Here is a 17,454-nt window from a genome sequence, read left to right as displayed (position 1 = left end):
CAAGGCGTTGCACAACTATGTTTGTCCGTTTATGCTTATAAATATGTCCATTTATGCTATTTTGAATTTATGAACCAGCAACACATATCAAGAATCAATGATGTTTTGTTTTATATACACAAAGACATCAGTAAAGAACTGACGGCAAAAGAGCTTTCTGAGGTTGCAGCGTACTCAGAGCAGCATTTTCATCGTATTTTTAAACAAGTGGTGGGAGAGTCGATTCATCAGTATATTCGTCGAACTCGCATGGAATATGCAGCAAATCAACTGATGTTTGATACTAAATCAACAGTATTGGATATTGCCAATACTTGTGGTTTTAGTTCGTTATCTTCATTTAGCCGAGCGTTTAAATCAACCTTTGATATGCCTCCGGGGGAATGGCGTAAGCACGATTTACAAATATCAGACAAGCCGTATTTGAAAGACCCAGAAGTTGCGGCAGGCTATTTGTCTGTTGCAGATAGAGTATTACCACAACCTAAAATAATTGAAGTACCAGAATTATTAGCGGCTTATGTTCGGCATGAAGGTTACAGCCGATCTATTCGAAATGCGTGGTTAGTATTAAAAGCGTGGGCGAATTCAGAAAATCGAGATTTTTCGACTCAGTTTGGATTACACCACTCAAACCCTGCATGGATTCATCTCGATAAATGTCGATATGTGGCGTGTATTGCGATTGATAAACCACTGAAATATCGTGGCGTAGTAAACCAAATGGTGATCCCTGGAGGCTTACATGCGGTATTTCGTTTACATGGCGTGTATGGGCAATTGCTGCCACAAATTAGTGCGGTACTAGAAAAGTGGTTGCCAGCGTCAGGCTTTAAATTGAGATCAACGCCGGCGTATGTTCGTTACCATCAAAATCATTTTCTAAATGATGAAGAAGCGTTTGAATTGGATTTTTATCTTCCAATCAGCTTTTATTAGCAAGATTCGGTTTATGCGGTTTCTTCATTTTGATGCTAGAAACCATAATAGAGAGAATAACCAAGATCAACGCGCATTTTTGGCCGCTAGAAATCGGTTCGTGGTAAATCCATATCGCTAACGTAAGGTGTAACGTTGGCTCAATATACTGGAGTAAGCTTATCTTACTGAGTGGTGTTTTGAGAATAGAAATACTCAATAACAAAATAGGGATAAGTTGCAATGGCGCCGCTCCTATTAAAGTTGCCCAGTTAAGTGTAGAAAGTCCATCAGAGTGAGTCATGATGTACCACAAGGCAATAGGGGCAAAGAGAATATGCTCAAAGAAAATCGCCCCAAAGGTATTTAATTTTATTAGTTTTTTGATGGCTATATAACTAGCAAAAGAGAGTGAAATCGCCAAACTTAAAACAGGCAATTGCTGATCTAAATAAACATAACTCACAATGGCCAATACCATCAGAAATAGGGCCACTTTTTGTGGTGATTTTAGCTCTTCTTTAAAAAAGACAAAGCCCATAAAGAAGACAAAAACAGGCGTAATATAAAACGCTAATGATGCCGCCATGATGTTATTGGTGATGGTTGCGTATACAAATCCTAACCATGATAAATTCATCATGATCCCTGCCACAAACGCAATAGAGATATTTCTAGCCGTACATTGTTTTTTGTCGATTAAATTGGGCTTGAAGAAAAAAACAACCAGTAAGATCACTGCTGACCAAAAGATACGGTTAGATAAAATTAATGCAGGGCTCATCTCTCCTAACTGGTGGAAGTAGACAGGAACCAATCCCCATATGATAAAAGCCAAAGCCCCAAAAAATGTATACATAACGAACCTTTTAATAATCTACATCAACATGACAGTAGTGCGCTATCTGAATGGTGTCGATTCTATGCCCTTCTTTGAGGTTTTGCTATTAAGTAATGCATCCCATATGATGAAAGTAATTATTTAAAAGGAATTAAATTATGTCAGATGAAAAAGCGATACTTTATTACGTTTACGACCCAATGTGCTCATGGTGTTGGGGTTATAAGCCAGTATGGAATAAGGTTAAACAAGCCGTTTCTAGCGACGTCGATATTGTCTATGTTCTTGGCGGGTTAGCGCCTGACTCAGAAGAGCCTATGTCGCAAGAGATGCAGACCCAAATCGCATCATATTGGCAAAAAATAGAAAACTACTTAGGCACTTCTTTTAATCACGACTTTTGGGAGAAGAATACCCCTCGTCGTTCAACATATCCTTCTTGCCGTGCCATTCTTGCGGCACGAGCTCAAGGTGCTGAATTAGCCATGCTTGAGGCAATTCAAACCGCTTATTATTTAAAAGCGATGAACCCGAGTGACAATGACGTATTGCTCGGCTGTGCGAGAGACATTGGTTTAGATATGGTGAAATTTGAGTTGGATTTATTATCTGCAGAGACGCATCAATCATTATTAGATGAAATCACATTTTCTCGCTCAATTGGTCGAAGTGGTTTTCCTTCTTTATTTTTTAAAACAGAAGATGAGCTGATTGAGTTCCCTATTGATTATGAAAAATCAGAAGGAACGGTTGCACTATTAAAAAGTCGGCTATATTAATAAGTAATCAAGTTACTCTACCTCCGAATGGATAAGGATTTATCAATGGCAACTGAATATACACCACCAAAAATTTGGGTTAATGACACTGATGGCGGTAATAAATGGGCGAACATTAACAGTCCTGAATCTGGTGCAAGGTATGAGAGAGAGCTTCCGATTGGCGAGCACGCTTTGCAACTGTATTCACTTGCGACGCCCAATGGTCAGAAGGTAACGATTCTGTTAGAAGAGTTATTGGCGCTAGGCATTAAAGAGGCTGAATACGATGCCTACTTAATCAATATTGGTGAGAGTGATCAATTTTCATCAGGTTTTGTGGATGTTAATCCAAATTCAAAAATTCCTGCTTTGGTTGATCATTCTGTTGATCCTGAAGTTCATGTTTTTGAGTCGGCTTCTATCTTGGTTCATTTGGCTGAGAAATTCGGTCAGTTTTTACCAAAAGAGGGCAGTGCGAGAACTCAAACCTTTAATTGGTTATTTTGGGCGCAAGGCTCAGCCCCATTTTTAGGTGGTGGTTTTGGTCACTTTTATGCGTATGCTGATGAAAAACAAGAATACCCAATTAACCGCTTTTCTATGGAAGCAAAACGCCAATTAGACGTACTTGATAAGCAACTTGCTAAAAATACTTATGTTGCCGGTGAAGAATACAGTATTGCTGATATGGCTATTTGGCCGTGGTATGGCAACCTAGTATTAGGTAACTTGTATGATGCTGCGGAGTTTTTACAAGTAGACTCTTATACAAACGTTGTTCGTTGGGCGAAAATGCTTGAAGCTCGCGAGGGAGTGCAACGTGGACGTATTATAAACCGCTCATGGAGCGAAGAGTGGGAGCAAGTACCAGAGCGCCATAGTGCCGCGGATATTGATATGGTATTAAGCAAGAAACCAAAATAATCACTGTTACGTAATGTAGATTAAACAAAGGCGACAGCATAATACTGTCGCTTTTTTATTCACATTTATCTGATAACTAACTTATTTTGGTTTGGTTATTGTTACGATCTAGCAACAAGTTACATCTCAAACAAGAAGTAGTAACCATAACCAACCACAAAGGCAGGAACTGCTGAGTAGAAGGTCGCAACCATTGCTGCTTTGGGAGCTAATGCAATCGCAGGGAAAAGTGCATCACCATCATTTGAGATTGCATTTGAAAGCTGTGCTGACATCGGCATCGCACCGGATAAATACAGGCTAGTTACTAAAATCTGAGGACCACAACCTGGGAGTAACCCAATAGCCAAACCAATCAGCGGCATCCACATTCCATAACCTAGGAATACCGTGTGTAAATCAACGCCAGAGAAGTAAGTCGTTAATTCAAAAATTAAGAAAGCGACAATTACCCAAGCAGAAACAAAGTTAGTATCTTGTGCTGCTTTCTGAATAGGGTGAGAGCTAATGCATTTATTGTCTTCTGAAACCGTAGATTGATAATCACTGATCTCCTTGGTTAACGACCATAACATCATGCTGCCAATTGCTAGTATTGCGCCAATCCATTCAATCGTGTGCTCAGGAACATAGAGTAATTGGTTAATATCGACTTGAAAAGAACCTAATACCGCAATGATGGTTGCTGGAACTAGTACCCACTTCCAAAATGCACCTTGTAGGTTAATAGCTTTTACTTGTAAGCATGGAATATCACGCTTTGGCTCTATGACTTCTTGAGTCTCAGGGCGTAAAAAATCGTCTTTATGTAATGCATTCACAATAATGCCTGAGACAGCACCAACAACAACGCCTAATGCCATTACGCCAAATCCCACTTTAGGTTGCGCTGCAATTAATAAGAACGCGGCATCACCCATGGTAGCCGTTAATACAGCGACGACTGAGCCAAAACCAACTTTCCCGCTGATGTATTGCGTAGTCACAACGATAGCGCCACCACAGCCCGGTAAGGCACCAAGTAACGAAGAGAAGACCACTTGATTGGTACGAGATTTATTATAAAGCGCAGTAATACGGTTGGTTTTACCCATGATGTTTGATAGGTAATGGTAAATAACCAATGTGAAAGCTACGTAGGTAGATACCGCCCAAAAAGCATCAGATAAAGTCGTAACGGTGATCTTTCGTGTTGCTTCTGCACCCACTAAAGCTAATAACGTGATAGGCAGTAATAAACGTTTATGCTGCAGTGAAAACTGCGAAAACGAGAACGATTGTGAAAATGAATTGCTAGTCATCATAATTATAAAGCCATCAGTAAATGCGAATGATTATTAGTATATGTAAGTGAGAATTATTATCAACTATCATTTTGATAGTTTTTACCGATGAATAGATTAATTTTATGGAAGCTAAGTGATTAGAATAAAAATCTGCATAGTTATTTGATAACAGAGAATAGTTAATTAAAAGTCGCTGAATGTTAAGTAAAAGTTGTGATTGTGCGCTTGTTTGGTGAAATCAAATGCTGCTGACTGAGTTTAATTTGCTACTATCAGCCCAATAAATAGATTAAGTCAAAGAGCTTAGTTAGCGATAAGAGAACAGTCATGAGGGAATATATGAAAGCAGTTGAAGCGAATTTTGATGGCCTTGTTGGGCCAACGCATAACTACAGTGGTTTATCGGTAGGGAATATTGCCTCTAAAAATAATAAATCTGGTGCATCTAACCCAAAACAAGCCGTAAAGCAAGGCTTAGAAAAAATGAAGGCTCTGCATGATATGGGCTTTACTCAAGGGGTATTAGCGCCACAAGAGCGTCCAGACATTCATACTCTGCGTCGTTTAGGGTTTTCTGGCTCAGACGCTGAAGTGTTACAAAAATCTCATCAATATTCACCACAATTACTTGCTGCATGTAGCTCAGCCTCAAGTATGTGGACAGCAAACGCAGGTACTGTCTCTCCAAGTGCCGATACCTCTGATGGCAAGGTGCATTTTACTCCTGCTAACTTAATTAATAAGTTTCATCGTTCAATTGAAGATGAAGTCACTGGCAATATTTTAAAAGCAACATTTGCAGATGAAAAACACTTTGCTCACCATGAAGCGTTGCCTCACAGTGATTACTTTGGTGATGAAGGGGCGGCAAACCACACGCGTTTTTGTAATGAATATGGCGAACAAGGCATTGAGTTCTTTGTCTTTGGTAAAAGTGCGTTTGATGAGAGCTACCTTGCTCCGAAAAAATACCCAGCACGCCAGACATTAGAAGCCAGTGAAGCGATTGCACGAACGCATGGTTTACGCGATCAATTTACGGTGTTTGCACAACAGAATCCTGATGTGATTGACCAAGGTGTATTCCATAATGATGTTATTGCTGTTGGTAATAAAAATACCTTATTTTGCCATCAACAAGCATTTTTGAATCAAGAACAAGTGAAGTTAGATCTAAGTGCTTCTTATGGTTCTGGCTTTAATGTTATTGAAGTGCCAACAGATAAAGTGTCGGTGCAAGATGCAGTTGAAACGTATCTTTTTAACAGTCAGCTAATCACTAAATCGGATGGCGCTACCTTGATCATTCTTCCACAACATTGTCGTGAGAATCCAAGAGTATGGGCGTACCTAAATGAGTTAGTCGAACAAAAACGCGGCATTGATGAGTTGCATACCTTTGATTTAAAACAGAGTATGCAAAATGGCGGTGGGCCAGCGTGTTTACGTCTCCGTGTGGTGTTAAATGAAGCAGAGAAAAAAGCAGTTAATCAACATACCTTGATGAACGATCAGCTATTTACAACGTTAAATCTGTGGGCTGATAAGCACTATCGAGATCGTATTGAAGACAAAGATCTTGCGGATCCACAGTTGTTATTGGAATCGCGTGCAGCATTAGATGAGTTAACACAAATCATTCAGCTAGGCTCGGTGTATCCTTTCCAAAAATAAAGCGATATATATTAAGAAGAAGCCAGAGTGAGAGTTCTGGCTTTTACCTTTTACATTGTAAATCGTAGCTATATGGTAGTTTAGTGCCAATACTGTTACTTCATTTAATCCAATGATTTCTTAAATCGTTTTGAAGCAATGAATAAACCAATGATGGTGAAAATGATCATCCAGACAGTATCTCTCCACAAATCAATTAAATCAGCGCCGCGTAAAACAATGCCTCGAATTAATCTCATGAAGTGAGTCGCAGGTAAAACTTCTGCTATCCATTGTGCAACGACGGGCATTCCTTCATAGGGAAACATAAAGCCTGATAATAAAATCGATGGCAATAGAATGAATATCGTCATCTGCATCGCTTGAAGCTGTGTTTTAGCGATGGTTGAAATAACTAATCCAAGCGTAAGACTGGCAGAGATAAATAACAATGTACCGAGCAAAATTTGACTTAATGAGCCATTAATCGGAACGTCAAAAATGAAATACCCTAACCCAAGAATAATAAATACTTGAATCAAGCCGACAAAGATATAAGGGATGATTTTAGCAACCATTAGTTCAAAAGAGTGAATCGGAGTGGTAATGAGCAGCTCTAAGTTTCCTCTTTCACGCTCTCGTACAATGGCTGAGCTGGTGAAGAGTATCATTGTCATGGTTAAGATGACGCCTAATAACCCCGGCACAATGTTCACTGCGGATTGTCGGCTAGGATTATAAAATAGCGTCACCTCAAATGTTTTAGCATGGGCACTATTGCGAATATCAAAATCCAAATCGCTTAATGGCATGCTTTGCAATCCAAGAATGGCTGCACTTATCATAGTGTCTGAACCATCTACAATCCATTGGCCTAGCTCTCTGCCTTGTACCATACGTTGTGTAATGTCTTTGGGTAGTATTAGCGCAGCACGAACCACACCTTGTTGAATTGCTTTTTCAGCTTCTTTTACTGTTGGATAATATTGCTCAACACTGACGACTTGCGTGACTTTCACTGATTCAGTAATGAGTCGACCAAAAGTACTCTCACTTTGGTCAACAACCGCAATAGGTATATCTCTAATATCAGTATTAATGGCGTAGCCAAACAATAACAACTGAATTAAAGGGATCATAATAACCATACCAAAGGTCAACTTATCACGTGATAATTGACGGATCTCTTTAACCATAATAGCTTTCATACGATTAAGTGATTTCATTGGCGGCCCTTTCCAGTGACGGTAACAAAGACATCTTCTAAACTTGGACGTGCGATATTCATTTCGGCATTTTTTAATTCAGGGAATTCAGCTCTTAACCATGAAATGGGGTCGTTAATATCTTGATGAATAAGTACTCGTAATCGAATACCTATTTGGGCTGCAGATCTGATTTCATTACGTTGAACTAGTATGTTCTTTAATGTGCGTAAATTATCTGTTTTCACTTCAACGATATTAACCCCCATGTTAGCCATTAATGCCTCTGGCTCTCCATCGGCACGAATAACGCCTGATTCCATTATCGCCAATCGGTGGCAACGTTCAGCCTCATCCATGTAATGGGTTGTGATAAGGATGGTGGTTCCTTTGTCTGATAAATCAAATAGTTGCTCCCAGAAATCTCGACGATTCTCAGGATCAACCGCAGAGGTTGGTTCATCTAAAAACAATAGTTCAGGCTTATGCATGGTTGCTGCAGCCAGTGAGAGGCGCTGTTTTTGACCTCCACTCATGCCTGATACTCGTTGTTTTCGTAATTGGTCAAGCCCATAGGTAGAGAGTTGCTCTGTAATACGTAGGAGTAACGTTTGTTTTTCCATACCAAAAATTTGACCAATGAATTCGAGATTTTCTTCTACACTCAAATCATCATACAAAGAGAACTTTTGTGTCATATAACCAATTTTTAAACGAAGATCCTCTGATTCTTTAGGGATACTTAAACCAAGTACATCTACATGACCAGATGTAGGGCTTAATAGGCCGGTTAAGGTTCGAATGGTAGTAGATTTACCACAACCGTTAGGGCCTAAAAAGCCATAAATACAGCCTTTAGGTACGGATAAATTAATGCCATCGATAGCGGTAAAATCTCCAAATTTTTTCACAACATCAGTGGCTTGAATTGCAAACTCAGTCATCTATATTGTCCTTTTTTAAGAGAACTTGAGCAGGTACACCAGAAGGTAAAGAGGCCGCAGATTCAGGTAAATCTACCTCCGCCAAGTACATTAAATGAGATCGGTCTTCTTCTGTTAAGGCGTAATATGGCGTAAATGACGGTTCAGAGGAAACCCAACGAACGGTTCCTTTAAATGGAGAGTTAATACCATCAACAGTGACTGAAAATGTTTTACCAGGGATGAATCCAACTCGATAAGAGGCCGGAACATAAACACGAGCATAAGGAATACGATTAGCTTGGATAACGGCAACAAAACCATTGACAGGTACACGCTCACCAAGGTTATACGGAAGATTATCTAAAATGCCGTCACGAGTGGCGACGATAGTTAGTTCATCCAGTTTCTGTTGCTGTAATATCACTTCAGCATTCATAGCATCAAGTTCAGCTTTTGCTTGGTCGATATCTTCTGGTCTTGCCCCTGCGGTTAATTTTGAGAACTCTTCATTGGCTGAGTTTAATGTAGCGCGTGCGGAGTCACGGGAGGCGAGGGCAGTATCTTTATTGGATTGGCTAGTGAGTTTCTTCTTTACAAGCTCAACCATCCGACGGTAATTTTTTTCAGCATCAATAAGCTGTGCTTTTGCTTGGTCTACTTTGGCCTTGGCTGATGCAATATCTTCTGGGCGTTCCCCGTTAGTTAAGCGTAATAAATAAGCTTGGGCTTTAGCTGCGTTTGCGATGACATGAGTAAGGACGGCGTTTTGATTTTTAGTATCCAATTGGACTAATATGTCGCCAATTTTAACTTCACTGCCCTCTTTGATAGGTAGGGCTCGGATAATTTCATTTGAAGTCGCTGAGAAAGTGACTCGGTCTCGCTCTAAGGTTCCTAATGCTTCATCATGTTTATCTGAGCCGCAACCCTGTAATAGCACGGCACATACAAATCCGAAGAATAGCTGTTTCATTTTTAAATCTCCTGATATCGATTACTTATAGCCTAATCAGGATTTCGTGATAGCTTAAAGTAATATCAATTGCTTATTAGGTACTTAAAGAAACTATACTCGGTGTAATGATAAGCGCAAATTATTTAATTCAATTTAAAATACGCTTTCGTTTAATTATGCTTTTGAGTGAAGCACACTCATTAGATCATCAACAAAATGATTCAATGCACGCTCTTCAATAGCTCTAATTTTTAGCTGCTGAGAGTCACTTAGCATGTGGTACATACTCGCGGCACCAAAGTCGCCAAAAATCATATTAGCGTCTTCATCAAATAAGGTGTTATGTGCGTATAAATCGCCATGGCATACTTGGTTATCATGCAGGTGTTCAAAGACATTACGCATTTCTGCCACCATTTTATTGATGTGATCTAATGATAAACGAAACCCTTCAGGGAAAGTATCACGCGTACAGCTTTCTAAACTTGGTGGAAATCCAAGATTTTTGTAATGAGCAGGGATTAAATTCATTATTAACGCTAAGTAGTTATCTTCACTTACTTGCGCTAATGACTGCACTAAACTGGGGTGGTTTCCGACTTTTAAGCATGCTTGCAGTTCATCTTCAGGGTAGCCATCACTAGTGACTTCACCTTTAAATACTTTAACTGCAATTTCTTGTGGAAAATCCGTTTGTTCTTTATTCCAACGCGCTTTAGAAATTACACCTGATGCACCTTGCCCTAATACATTTTCTAATGTGTAGTCAGAAGACGATATGCTTGGTACTGATTTTACTTTTAGGTCCGATTTACAAAAAGGGTTACCCGCAAAGGCAAACCATGCCAGCTTTGGTAAATCTAGTAGTTGTTCAGGACATTCAGTTAATTGGTTGGCAGAGATCCGTAATAACTCAAGGCTATGTAACTGAGATAAATTCTTTGGCAGTTCTGTTAGTTTATTTCCTGCTAACGCCAGTTTTTGCATTAAATGGCAATTACCTAAAGAGTTTGGTAATACGTTCACTTGGTTATCCGTTAAGATCAGCCAGCGTAGTTTTTCAGGAAATGCATTCTCAGGGACATGCTGGATTTGGCATGATTTAAAACCAATCATTTCAAGGCTTTTACACAAGGCGAGTGTGTTTGGGAAGACAGTAAATGGATTATTAGAAGCAAAGAAAACTTTTAGCTTAGTCAGTTTAGTCATCTCAATAGGCAGATCAGTTAATTGATTATTAGACAAATCTAAGATCTCTAATGAATCAGCAAGAGATAGAATCTCAAGTGGAAACGAAGTGAGTTTTTCACTTAATTGAAGTCGAGTGATGCCTTGTAATTCACCGGATTTTAGTTGCGCTAATGTATGCAAATCGATCTACCTATTGTCGTTTATATGATGCTGATTAAAAAGTGTCATTTGGAATGAACAGCCTAAAATTTAGCGTTAATTGTACGGCGTTTAATACTAGAAATCTAATATAACGATTTGGTTATAATCTATATAACTTTGGGGCCATTGGCTCGAAACTAAGCATCGCGTATCGTCACTTACTAATGATAAAAATATTTATAACTGACGTGGAGTAAATGGATGTACTTTAAATTGCGTGGAGAAGTACGATGGATATGTGGAATAAAAAAACAGTAATAGTGTTAGGAGCACTGACTTTTGGCTCAACGGCAATGGCTGAAGAAAACAATGATGATGTACAAGATATGTCAGATCCATTGGCGGTATATACACAAGCAGGTGCTGGCTATACCGATAAAGGATTAAACCTTAAAATGGGGCAAACTTATGATACTGGTAGTGATACTACTATGGGTATGAACATTATTGAGGTGAAAGGCATTGCTGGTGAAGCGATTGGTTGGAATGGAGAAGCAAGAGAAAATAATGATGATAGTATTGACTCACTGCGTTTTCGAAACTTTAGTGTTGATTTAACCAATGGACGCGGTGCTCAGGTTGATGTCGATTGGAATTTTGATAATAACCAAGGCTCTGCGTCTTATAGTTTTATACAAGCGCTTCCAAAAATGGGGCCTGTAAGTTTATATCCTTTAGCAGGGTTAGGGTTAGCCGCTGGTGAGTCGTATGATGCAGAAGATCAAGGTGCCCAGCAAGCGCAAGATCGTTATGATCTACATGGTTCGTTTTATGTCGCTGGGTTATACAGTAAAATAGAGATTACCGACAAGATTTGGATAAATTATAATCCTATGTATTTAGGGACGATTTCGGGATCAGAAGAATACAAAAATAACGCTTATGGTACAGATAATGATGCTATCTTGACTCATGAAGCTGCGATCAGTTATCAACTTACTAAGCGAGCGAATTTACGTTATTTTGCAAACTGGACAGAAGATACTCACTATTCTGATGGTGATCATAGAATTGAATTTAACTATCAATTTTAATTCTTACGTATAATTTTAAATGGCTTACATGTTTGGTTGGCTATTTTTTATTCGTTCTATTTTAGTTAGTGTTCGTTTTTACTCATAATGTATTAAAACGAGCATTTTTGTTTGTATTAAATATTATTGAGTGTTGTAAAATCACTTCAAAGCCACAATCCTATTCATTTATCGGCTCTTCACGCATTTAGGCTGAAATTATTACTTTCAATATTCTCATTATCTTGTCTTTTCACTTTGTCTTAAATAAGATAACACACCTGGTCACACCTGTTCGTTTGCTTGTTTTATGCTCTAGATCTTCTTTTTGATATTCTAACACGCATTTATTGTGCTCGAATGCTCATTTTGAGTCTGTTGACATATCAATTATTAATAAAAAGAGTACATTTCTCACTGCTTAACGTGAATGCTGTAAACCTACTTTAATAATAAATAACGAAACAAAGGAATGAATCATGGCGAATAATGAACAACATACATTACTTGGACAATGCATCGCTGAATTTATCGGTGCTGGTTTATTGATCTTTTTTGGTGTTGGCTGTGTTGCGGCATTAGTATTAACTGGCGCAGAATTTGGCCAGTGGGAAGTCAGTATTATATGGGGCATAGGTGTTGCGATTGCTATCTATTGTACTGCGGGTGTTTCTGGTGCTCATCTAAACCCTGCAGTAACCATTGCATTGGCGGCGTTTCATGGATTTGATAAAGCAAAAATAATTCCTTATATCATTGCTCAAGTATTAGGGGCTTTCTGCTCAGCGGCATTGGTCTATGCGTTATACAGTAACTTATTTTCTGATTATGAAATTGCAAATGGTTTCCTACGTAGCAGCAAAGAAGCACTATCTACAGCCGGTATCTTTTCAACTTATCCACATCCCTCTTTATCGATGCTAGGCGCATTTGCGGTTGAATTTGTCATTACTGCGGTTCTTATGTTTGGAATTCTAGCTCTAGGCGATGAGCACAATGGAGCTGCTCGCGGTGCAATGAATCCACTTCTTATTGGTTTATTAATTGCTGTTATTGGTGGATCTCTTGGTCCCTTAACTGGCTTTGCAATGAACCCTGCTCGTGATTTTGGTCCAAAGCTATTTGCTTATTTAGCAGGCTGGGATTATGCATTAACGGGTGCAAAAGAGATTCCTTACTTTATCGTTCCAATTTTAGCGCCAATTGCTGGTGCATGTTTCGGTGGTTGGGCGTATCCAAAAATGATTGGTGCTTATCTGCCAAAAGCAGGTCATGGTTGTACGATTCCCAATCAGTGTGATGTGGAAGAAGACACTAAAACTGCTGAAGTTTAATAAAATAACAATTATCTCCCTACGAATTTTATATACAAAAGGACTCCATCATGACTGAGCAAAAATACATTGTTGCACTTGACCAAGGAACTACCAGCTCTCGTGCCGTCATTCTTGACCACGATGCCAATATTGTCAGTGTTTCTCAGCGTGAATTTACTCAGATTTATCCTCAAGCAGGATGGGTTGAGCATGATCCACTTGAAATCTATGCAACACAAAGTTCGACGTTAGTTGAAACCTTAGCGAAAACGGGTATTCGAAGTGATCAAATTGCTGCAATTGGTATTACGAACCAACGTGAAACAACCATTGTTTGGAATAAAGAAACGGGTAAGCCTGTCTATAACGCTATTGTTTGGCAATGTCGTCGTACAGCAGATACGTGTGAAGAACTGAAGGAAGCTGGCTTAGAAGAGTACATTCGTGAAAATACAGGTTTAGTTGTTGACCCATATTTCTCTGGTACAAAAATTAAGTGGATTCTTGATAATGTAGAAGGCGCTCGTGAAGACGCTGAGGCCGGTAAATTACTGTTTGGTACGGTTGATACGTGGCTTGTTTGGAAGATGACGCAAGGACGTGTTCACGTTACAGATTACACCAATGCTTCTCGTACCATGGTGTTTAATATCAATACGCTTCAGTGGGATGAAAAACTACTGAAAGAGCTAGATATTCCACTTTCAATGATGCCTGAAGTGAAATCATCATCAGAAGTGTATGGTGAAACAAACATTGGTGGTAAAGGCGGGACACGTATTCCAATTGCAGGTATTGCAGGAGACCAACAAGCCGCACTTTATGGCCAAATGTGTGTTGAACAAGGTCAAGCTAAGAATACCTACGGCACGGGTTGTTTCCTGTTAATGAATACAGGCAAAGAGAAAGTAACGTCTCGCAATGGCCTATTAACAACACTAGCATGTGGTCCACGCGGTGAAGCCTCTTACGCACTTGAAGGTGCGGTATTTATGGGCGGAGCATCAATTCAATGGTTGCGTGATGAAATGAAACTGTTGGCAGATGCGAAGGATTCAGAATACTTTGCAACTAAAGTTGATTCATCAAATGGTGTTTATGTTGTTCCTGCCTTTACTGGTCTTGGCGCTCCATATTGGGATGCGTATGCTCGTGGCACGATTGTTGGCTTAACGCGTGGCTGTGGCTCAAATCATATTATTCGTGCAACGCTAGAGAGTATTGCTTACCAAACGCGTGATGTTATTGATGCTATGCAAGCGGATTCAGGCATTAAGTTATCAGCACTTCGAGTTGATGGTGGGGCGGTAGCCAATAACTTCCTAATGCAATTCCAATCAGATGTATTAGATGTTGCTGTACATCGTCCACAAGTGACTGAAGTAACGGCATTAGGGGCAGCTTACCTTGCTGGCTTAGCGGTTGGCTTCTGGGGTGGTCTTGATGAATTAGCGGGTAAAGCAGTAATTGACCGTTCGTTTGAACCTCATCATGACGAAGATAAGCGTAACCAACGCTACCGTGGTTGGAAACGCGCGGTAAAATGTGCACAATCATGGGCTGAGTTACATGATGAAGATTAATTAGTCATAATCTGATGATTAAATAAGCTAAAGGAGTGCATTTATTGCGCTCCTTTTTCTTTTCCGAACTTTATTTGATATACATCACGCATATTCATCGCAATTATTTCCAATTTCATAAACTTCTTTGTACACTAATTTCAGATAAAAATATAAGTCTTTGATTGATCGAAATTAGGGGAGTAATTCGTGAAGCAATTATCAAGACACCAAGAAATCGTAAACCTAGTACAGCAACATGGATATGTCAGTACCGAAGATTTAGTGGAGCAATTCAAAGTCAGTCCACAAACCATTCGTCGTGATTTAAATGAACTTGCTGATGAGAATAAAATCCGCCGTCATCATGGTGGCGCGACTATTCCATTAAGCTCGGTAAACACTGCGTATACAACACGAAAAGTGATGCAGCTAAATGAAAAAGACACGATAGCAGAAGCGCTTGCCAAACATATACCAGATGGCGCGACATTGTTTATCGACATTGGTACAACGCCAGAGTCAGTTGCAAAAGCACTGGTAAAAAACCATAAAGATTTACGTGTGGTTACCAATAACATCAACGTAGCTATGATCTTAATGGCTAACCCTGACTTTAAGGTTATTCTCGCTGGTGGTGAAGTTCGTAATCGTGATGGTGGTATTGTGGGCGAAGCAACGCTCGATTTCATTAAGCAATTTCGTTTAGATTTTGGTATTTTAGGGATCAGTGGTATTGATTACGATGGTTCATTACTGGATTTTGACTATCACGAAGTTCGTGTGAAAAAAGCAATTATAGAGAACAGTCGAAGCGTTTATCTTGCTGTTGACCATACAAAATTTGGTCGTAATGCGATGGTTAATTTAGGTAGTATTACTGAGTTACAAATGATCATTACGGATCAAGAGCCACCAGAAGAGATCGTGGTTATTTTAAAAGATAATGACATTCCTTATGAGGTAATTTCTAAGTAGCTCTCACTTTTTACCGGTAAACGATCCCTGTTCTTGATTAAGATCAGGGTTTTTTTTTATCTTCATCACACAAAATGTTCGAAATCGAAAATATAAAGTGACTCAAAACGAAAGTTAAGTTATCGTGATTTTATCGTAATTAATGTTCGTTCGCTCATTATGAGTATTTGAGGTCGCTACTATGAATAATGGAAACCAAACACACACAACCTGCGCTGTTTTAGATTTAATCGTAGTTGGTGGTGGTATTAATGGTGCTGGAATCGCTGCTGATGCCGCTGGTCGCGGTTTAACTGTCGGTTTATATGAGGCATCTGATTTTGCTTCTGCAACGTCATCAGCAAGCTCAAAATTGATCCATGGTGGTTTGCGTTATTTAGAGCATTATGAATTTCGTTTAGTGTCTGAAGCGCTTGCAGAGCGTGAAGTTTTGTTAGCAAAGGCACCACATATTGCTAAACCAATGCGTTTTCGTTTACCTCATCGTCCATTTTTACGTCCTGCATGGATGATCCGTGCTGGTCTTTTCCTTTACGATAATTTAGGCAAGCGTACGACTCTTCCTGCAAGTCACTCTGTTAATTTAGCTGCTTCTGGTTTACTGAAACCGGAAATGAAAAAAGGATTCGAATATTCTGATTGCTGGGTTGATGATGCGCGTTTAGTGATTTTAAATGCGATGGCTGCAGAGAAAAATGGCGCAGAAGTAAAAAATTATTGTCGTGTTGAGAAAGCAACACGCGTTGATAACATTTGGCATGTTACTATTTTTGATGAACAAACGAACACACATTTTGAGCGTAAAACTAAAGCGTTAGTGAATGCTGCTGGTCCATGGGTAAAACAATTTTTTGATGATAGCTTAGAGGATGAATCACCACGAAATATTCGTTTGGTTAAAGGTTCCCATATTGTCGTACCAAAAATTCATAATGAAGAGCAGGCTTATATTCTACAAAATAAAGATAATCGTATTGTTTTTGTTATTCCTTACATGGAAGACTTCTCTATCATAGGAACTACGGATGTTGAATATAAAGGTGATCCGAGGAAAGTAGAAATATCAGAAGATGAAGTAAATTATTTAATTGATGTAGTGAACCAGCATTTTGTTGATCAAATTCAGCGTGATGATGTTGTGTGGACTTACAGTGGCGTGCGTCCATTGTGTGATGATGAATCTGATTCTCCTCAAGCGATTACTCGTGATTACACTCTAGAGCTAGAACAAGAGTTAGACCAAGCACCATTATTGTCTATTTTTGGTGGAAAACTAACGACATACCGAAAATTAGCAGAAACTGCAATGAAGATGCTAAGCCCATATTTTATGAAGATAGGAACGTCGTGGACCAAAAATGTAGCGCTACCGGGGGGAGATTTTGATTACCCACGTAAACAATTAGTAAATAATATTTGTACTAAGCATCAATGGTTAGCAGAAAAAACAGCAATTCGCTATGTGAATCAATTCGGTACTTTAGTTTGGACTTTATTAGAGAACATTACTTGTGAAGGTGATATGGGAATAAGATTCTCAGAAGGGGTATATCAAGCTGAAATTGATTATTTAATACAACATGAGTTCTCTCAGAAAGCAGAAGATGTACTGTGGCGTAGAACGAAATTAGGTTTGTATTTGAATGAAGAAGAGAAAAACGAATTATCTCTATATATAGAGAATAGCATCGTAAATAAAAACAATATACAACTGAAAAAAGCAG

General features: G+C 39.1%; 15 protein-coding genes. 9 read left to right on the top strand and 6 right to left on the bottom strand.

Annotated features, from left to right (window positions below; all coding sequences use genetic code 11):
• Positions 1-69 precede the first annotated feature (69 nt).
• Positions 70-939, top strand: coding sequence for an AraC family transcriptional regulator (locus BTO22_RS15605; protein ID WP_105056581.1), 870 nt, complete (start codon positions 70-72; stop codon positions 937-939).
• On the opposite strand, the gene BTO22_RS15600 is transcribed toward BTO22_RS15605, so the two are convergent.
• Positions 926-1,777: an EamA family transporter gene (locus BTO22_RS15600; RefSeq protein ID WP_105056267.1), complete on the bottom strand. Its 852-nt coding sequence runs from the start codon at positions 1,775-1,777 to the stop codon at positions 926-928. The genes BTO22_RS15605 and BTO22_RS15600 overlap by 14 nt on opposite strands.
• 140 nt (positions 1,778-1,917) lie before the next feature.
• On the opposite strand from BTO22_RS15600, the gene BTO22_RS15595 reads away from it, so the two are divergent.
• Complete coding sequence (locus tag BTO22_RS15595) at positions 1,918-2,538, top strand: DsbA family protein (RefSeq protein WP_105056266.1); 621 nt, start codon at positions 1,918-1,920, stop codon at positions 2,536-2,538.
• A gap of 45 nt (positions 2,539-2,583) precedes the next feature.
• Entirely contained in the window at positions 2,584-3,444 is an 861-nt protein-coding gene (gene yghU / locus BTO22_RS15590; protein WP_105056265.1) for a glutathione-dependent disulfide-bond oxidoreductase, read from the top strand.
• A gap of 119 nt (positions 3,445-3,563) precedes the next feature.
• Here yghU and BTO22_RS15585 read toward each other — a convergent pair whose 3' ends face one another.
• Positions 3,564-4,748, bottom strand: coding sequence for a putative manganese transporter (locus BTO22_RS15585; protein WP_105056264.1), 1,185 nt, complete (start codon positions 4,746-4,748; stop codon positions 3,564-3,566).
• A gap of 321 nt (positions 4,749-5,069) precedes the next feature.
• On the opposite strand from BTO22_RS15585, the gene astB reads away from it, so the two are divergent.
• Entirely contained in the window at positions 5,070-6,404 is a 1,335-nt protein-coding gene (astB, locus tag BTO22_RS15580; protein ID WP_105056263.1) for an N-succinylarginine dihydrolase, read from the top strand.
• Positions 6,405-6,508: 104 nt separating this feature from the next.
• On the opposite strand, the gene BTO22_RS15575 is transcribed toward astB, so the two are convergent.
• The 4 genes from BTO22_RS15575 to BTO22_RS15560 all read right to left on the bottom strand — a co-directional run bounded on the left by BTO22_RS15575 (position 6,509) and on the right by BTO22_RS15560 (position 10,840).
• Positions 6,509-7,609, bottom strand: coding sequence for an ABC transporter permease (locus BTO22_RS15575; RefSeq protein WP_105056262.1), 1,101 nt, complete (start codon positions 7,607-7,609; stop codon positions 6,509-6,511).
• On the bottom strand, positions 7,606-8,532 hold the full coding sequence (locus tag BTO22_RS15570) for an ABC transporter ATP-binding protein (RefSeq protein WP_105056261.1): 927 nt from the start codon (positions 8,530-8,532) through the stop codon (positions 7,606-7,608). The genes BTO22_RS15575 and BTO22_RS15570 overlap by 4 nt, the downstream gene beginning before the upstream one ends.
• Entirely contained in the window at positions 8,525-9,487 is a 963-nt protein-coding gene (locus tag BTO22_RS15565) for an HlyD family secretion protein (protein WP_105056260.1), read from the bottom strand. The genes BTO22_RS15570 and BTO22_RS15565 overlap by 8 nt, the downstream gene beginning before the upstream one ends.
• A 156-nt stretch (positions 9,488-9,643) precedes the next feature.
• Positions 9,644-10,840: a leucine-rich repeat-containing protein kinase family protein gene (locus tag BTO22_RS15560; RefSeq protein WP_105056259.1), complete on the bottom strand. Its 1,197-nt coding sequence runs from the start codon at positions 10,838-10,840 to the stop codon at positions 9,644-9,646.
• Positions 10,841-11,097: 257 nt separating this feature from the next.
• On the opposite strand from BTO22_RS15560, the gene BTO22_RS15555 reads away from it, so the two are divergent.
• From BTO22_RS15555 to glpD, 5 genes are all read left to right on the top strand, one after another.
• Positions 11,098-11,895, top strand: a complete 798-nt coding sequence (locus BTO22_RS15555) for a hypothetical protein (RefSeq protein WP_105056580.1) — start codon at positions 11,098-11,100, stop codon at positions 11,893-11,895.
• A 458-nt stretch (positions 11,896-12,353) separates the two neighbouring features.
• Entirely contained in the window at positions 12,354-13,208 is an 855-nt protein-coding gene (locus BTO22_RS15550) for an MIP/aquaporin family protein (protein WP_105056258.1), read from the top strand.
• A gap of 50 nt (positions 13,209-13,258) precedes the next feature.
• Entirely contained in the window at positions 13,259-14,773 is a 1,515-nt protein-coding gene (glpK, locus tag BTO22_RS15545; protein WP_105056257.1) for a glycerol kinase GlpK, read from the top strand.
• A 189-nt stretch (positions 14,774-14,962) separates the two neighbouring features.
• Positions 14,963-15,730, top strand: coding sequence for a DeoR/GlpR family transcriptional regulator (locus BTO22_RS15540; RefSeq protein ID WP_105056256.1), 768 nt, complete (start codon positions 14,963-14,965; stop codon positions 15,728-15,730).
• A gap of 181 nt (positions 15,731-15,911) precedes the next feature.
• The coding region (glpD, locus tag BTO22_RS15535; protein WP_105056255.1) for a glycerol-3-phosphate dehydrogenase at positions 15,912-17,454 on the top strand (1,543 nt) is incomplete at its 3' end.

The sequence above is a fragment of the Aliivibrio sifiae genome, assembly GCF_002954705.1.
Taxonomy (GTDB): Bacteria; Pseudomonadota; Gammaproteobacteria; order Enterobacterales; family Vibrionaceae; genus Aliivibrio; species Aliivibrio sifiae_A.
This window is presented reverse-complemented; position numbering and strand designations above follow the sequence as displayed.

Bases quoted from the DNA above. Each gene is read 5' to 3' on its own strand.
- BTO22_RS15600 (WP_105056267.1), bottom strand. From the start codon at position 1,777: ATGTATACATTTTTTGGGGCTTTGGCTTTTATCATATGGGGATTGGTT.
- BTO22_RS15595 (WP_105056266.1), top strand. From the start codon at position 1,918: ATGTCAGATGAAAAAGCGATACTTTATTACGTTTACGACCCAATGTGC.
- BTO22_RS15565 (WP_105056260.1), bottom strand. From the start codon at position 9,487: ATGAAACAGCTATTCTTCGGATTTGTATGTGCCGTGCTATTACAGGGT.
- BTO22_RS15555 (WP_105056580.1), top strand. From the start codon at position 11,098: ATGTGGAATAAAAAAACAGTAATAGTGTTAGGAGCACTGACTTTTGGC.
- BTO22_RS15550 (WP_105056258.1), top strand. From the start codon at position 12,354: ATGGCGAATAATGAACAACATACATTACTTGGACAATGCATCGCTGAA.
- BTO22_RS15605 (WP_105056581.1), top strand. From the start codon at position 70: ATGAACCAGCAACACATATCAAGAATCAATGATGTTTTGTTTTATATA.
- BTO22_RS15585 (WP_105056264.1), bottom strand. From the start codon at position 4,748: ATGATGACTAGCAATTCATTTTCACAATCGTTCTCGTTTTCGCAGTTT.
- glpK (WP_105056257.1), top strand. From the start codon at position 13,259: ATGACTGAGCAAAAATACATTGTTGCACTTGACCAAGGAACTACCAGC.
- yghU (WP_105056265.1), top strand. From the start codon at position 2,584: ATGGCAACTGAATATACACCACCAAAAATTTGGGTTAATGACACTGAT.
- BTO22_RS15570 (WP_105056261.1), bottom strand. From the start codon at position 8,532: ATGACTGAGTTTGCAATTCAAGCCACTGATGTTGTGAAAAAATTTGGA.
- astB (WP_105056263.1), top strand. From the start codon at position 5,070: ATGAAAGCAGTTGAAGCGAATTTTGATGGCCTTGTTGGGCCAACGCAT.
- BTO22_RS15575 (WP_105056262.1), bottom strand. From the start codon at position 7,609: ATGAAATCACTTAATCGTATGAAAGCTATTATGGTTAAAGAGATCCGT.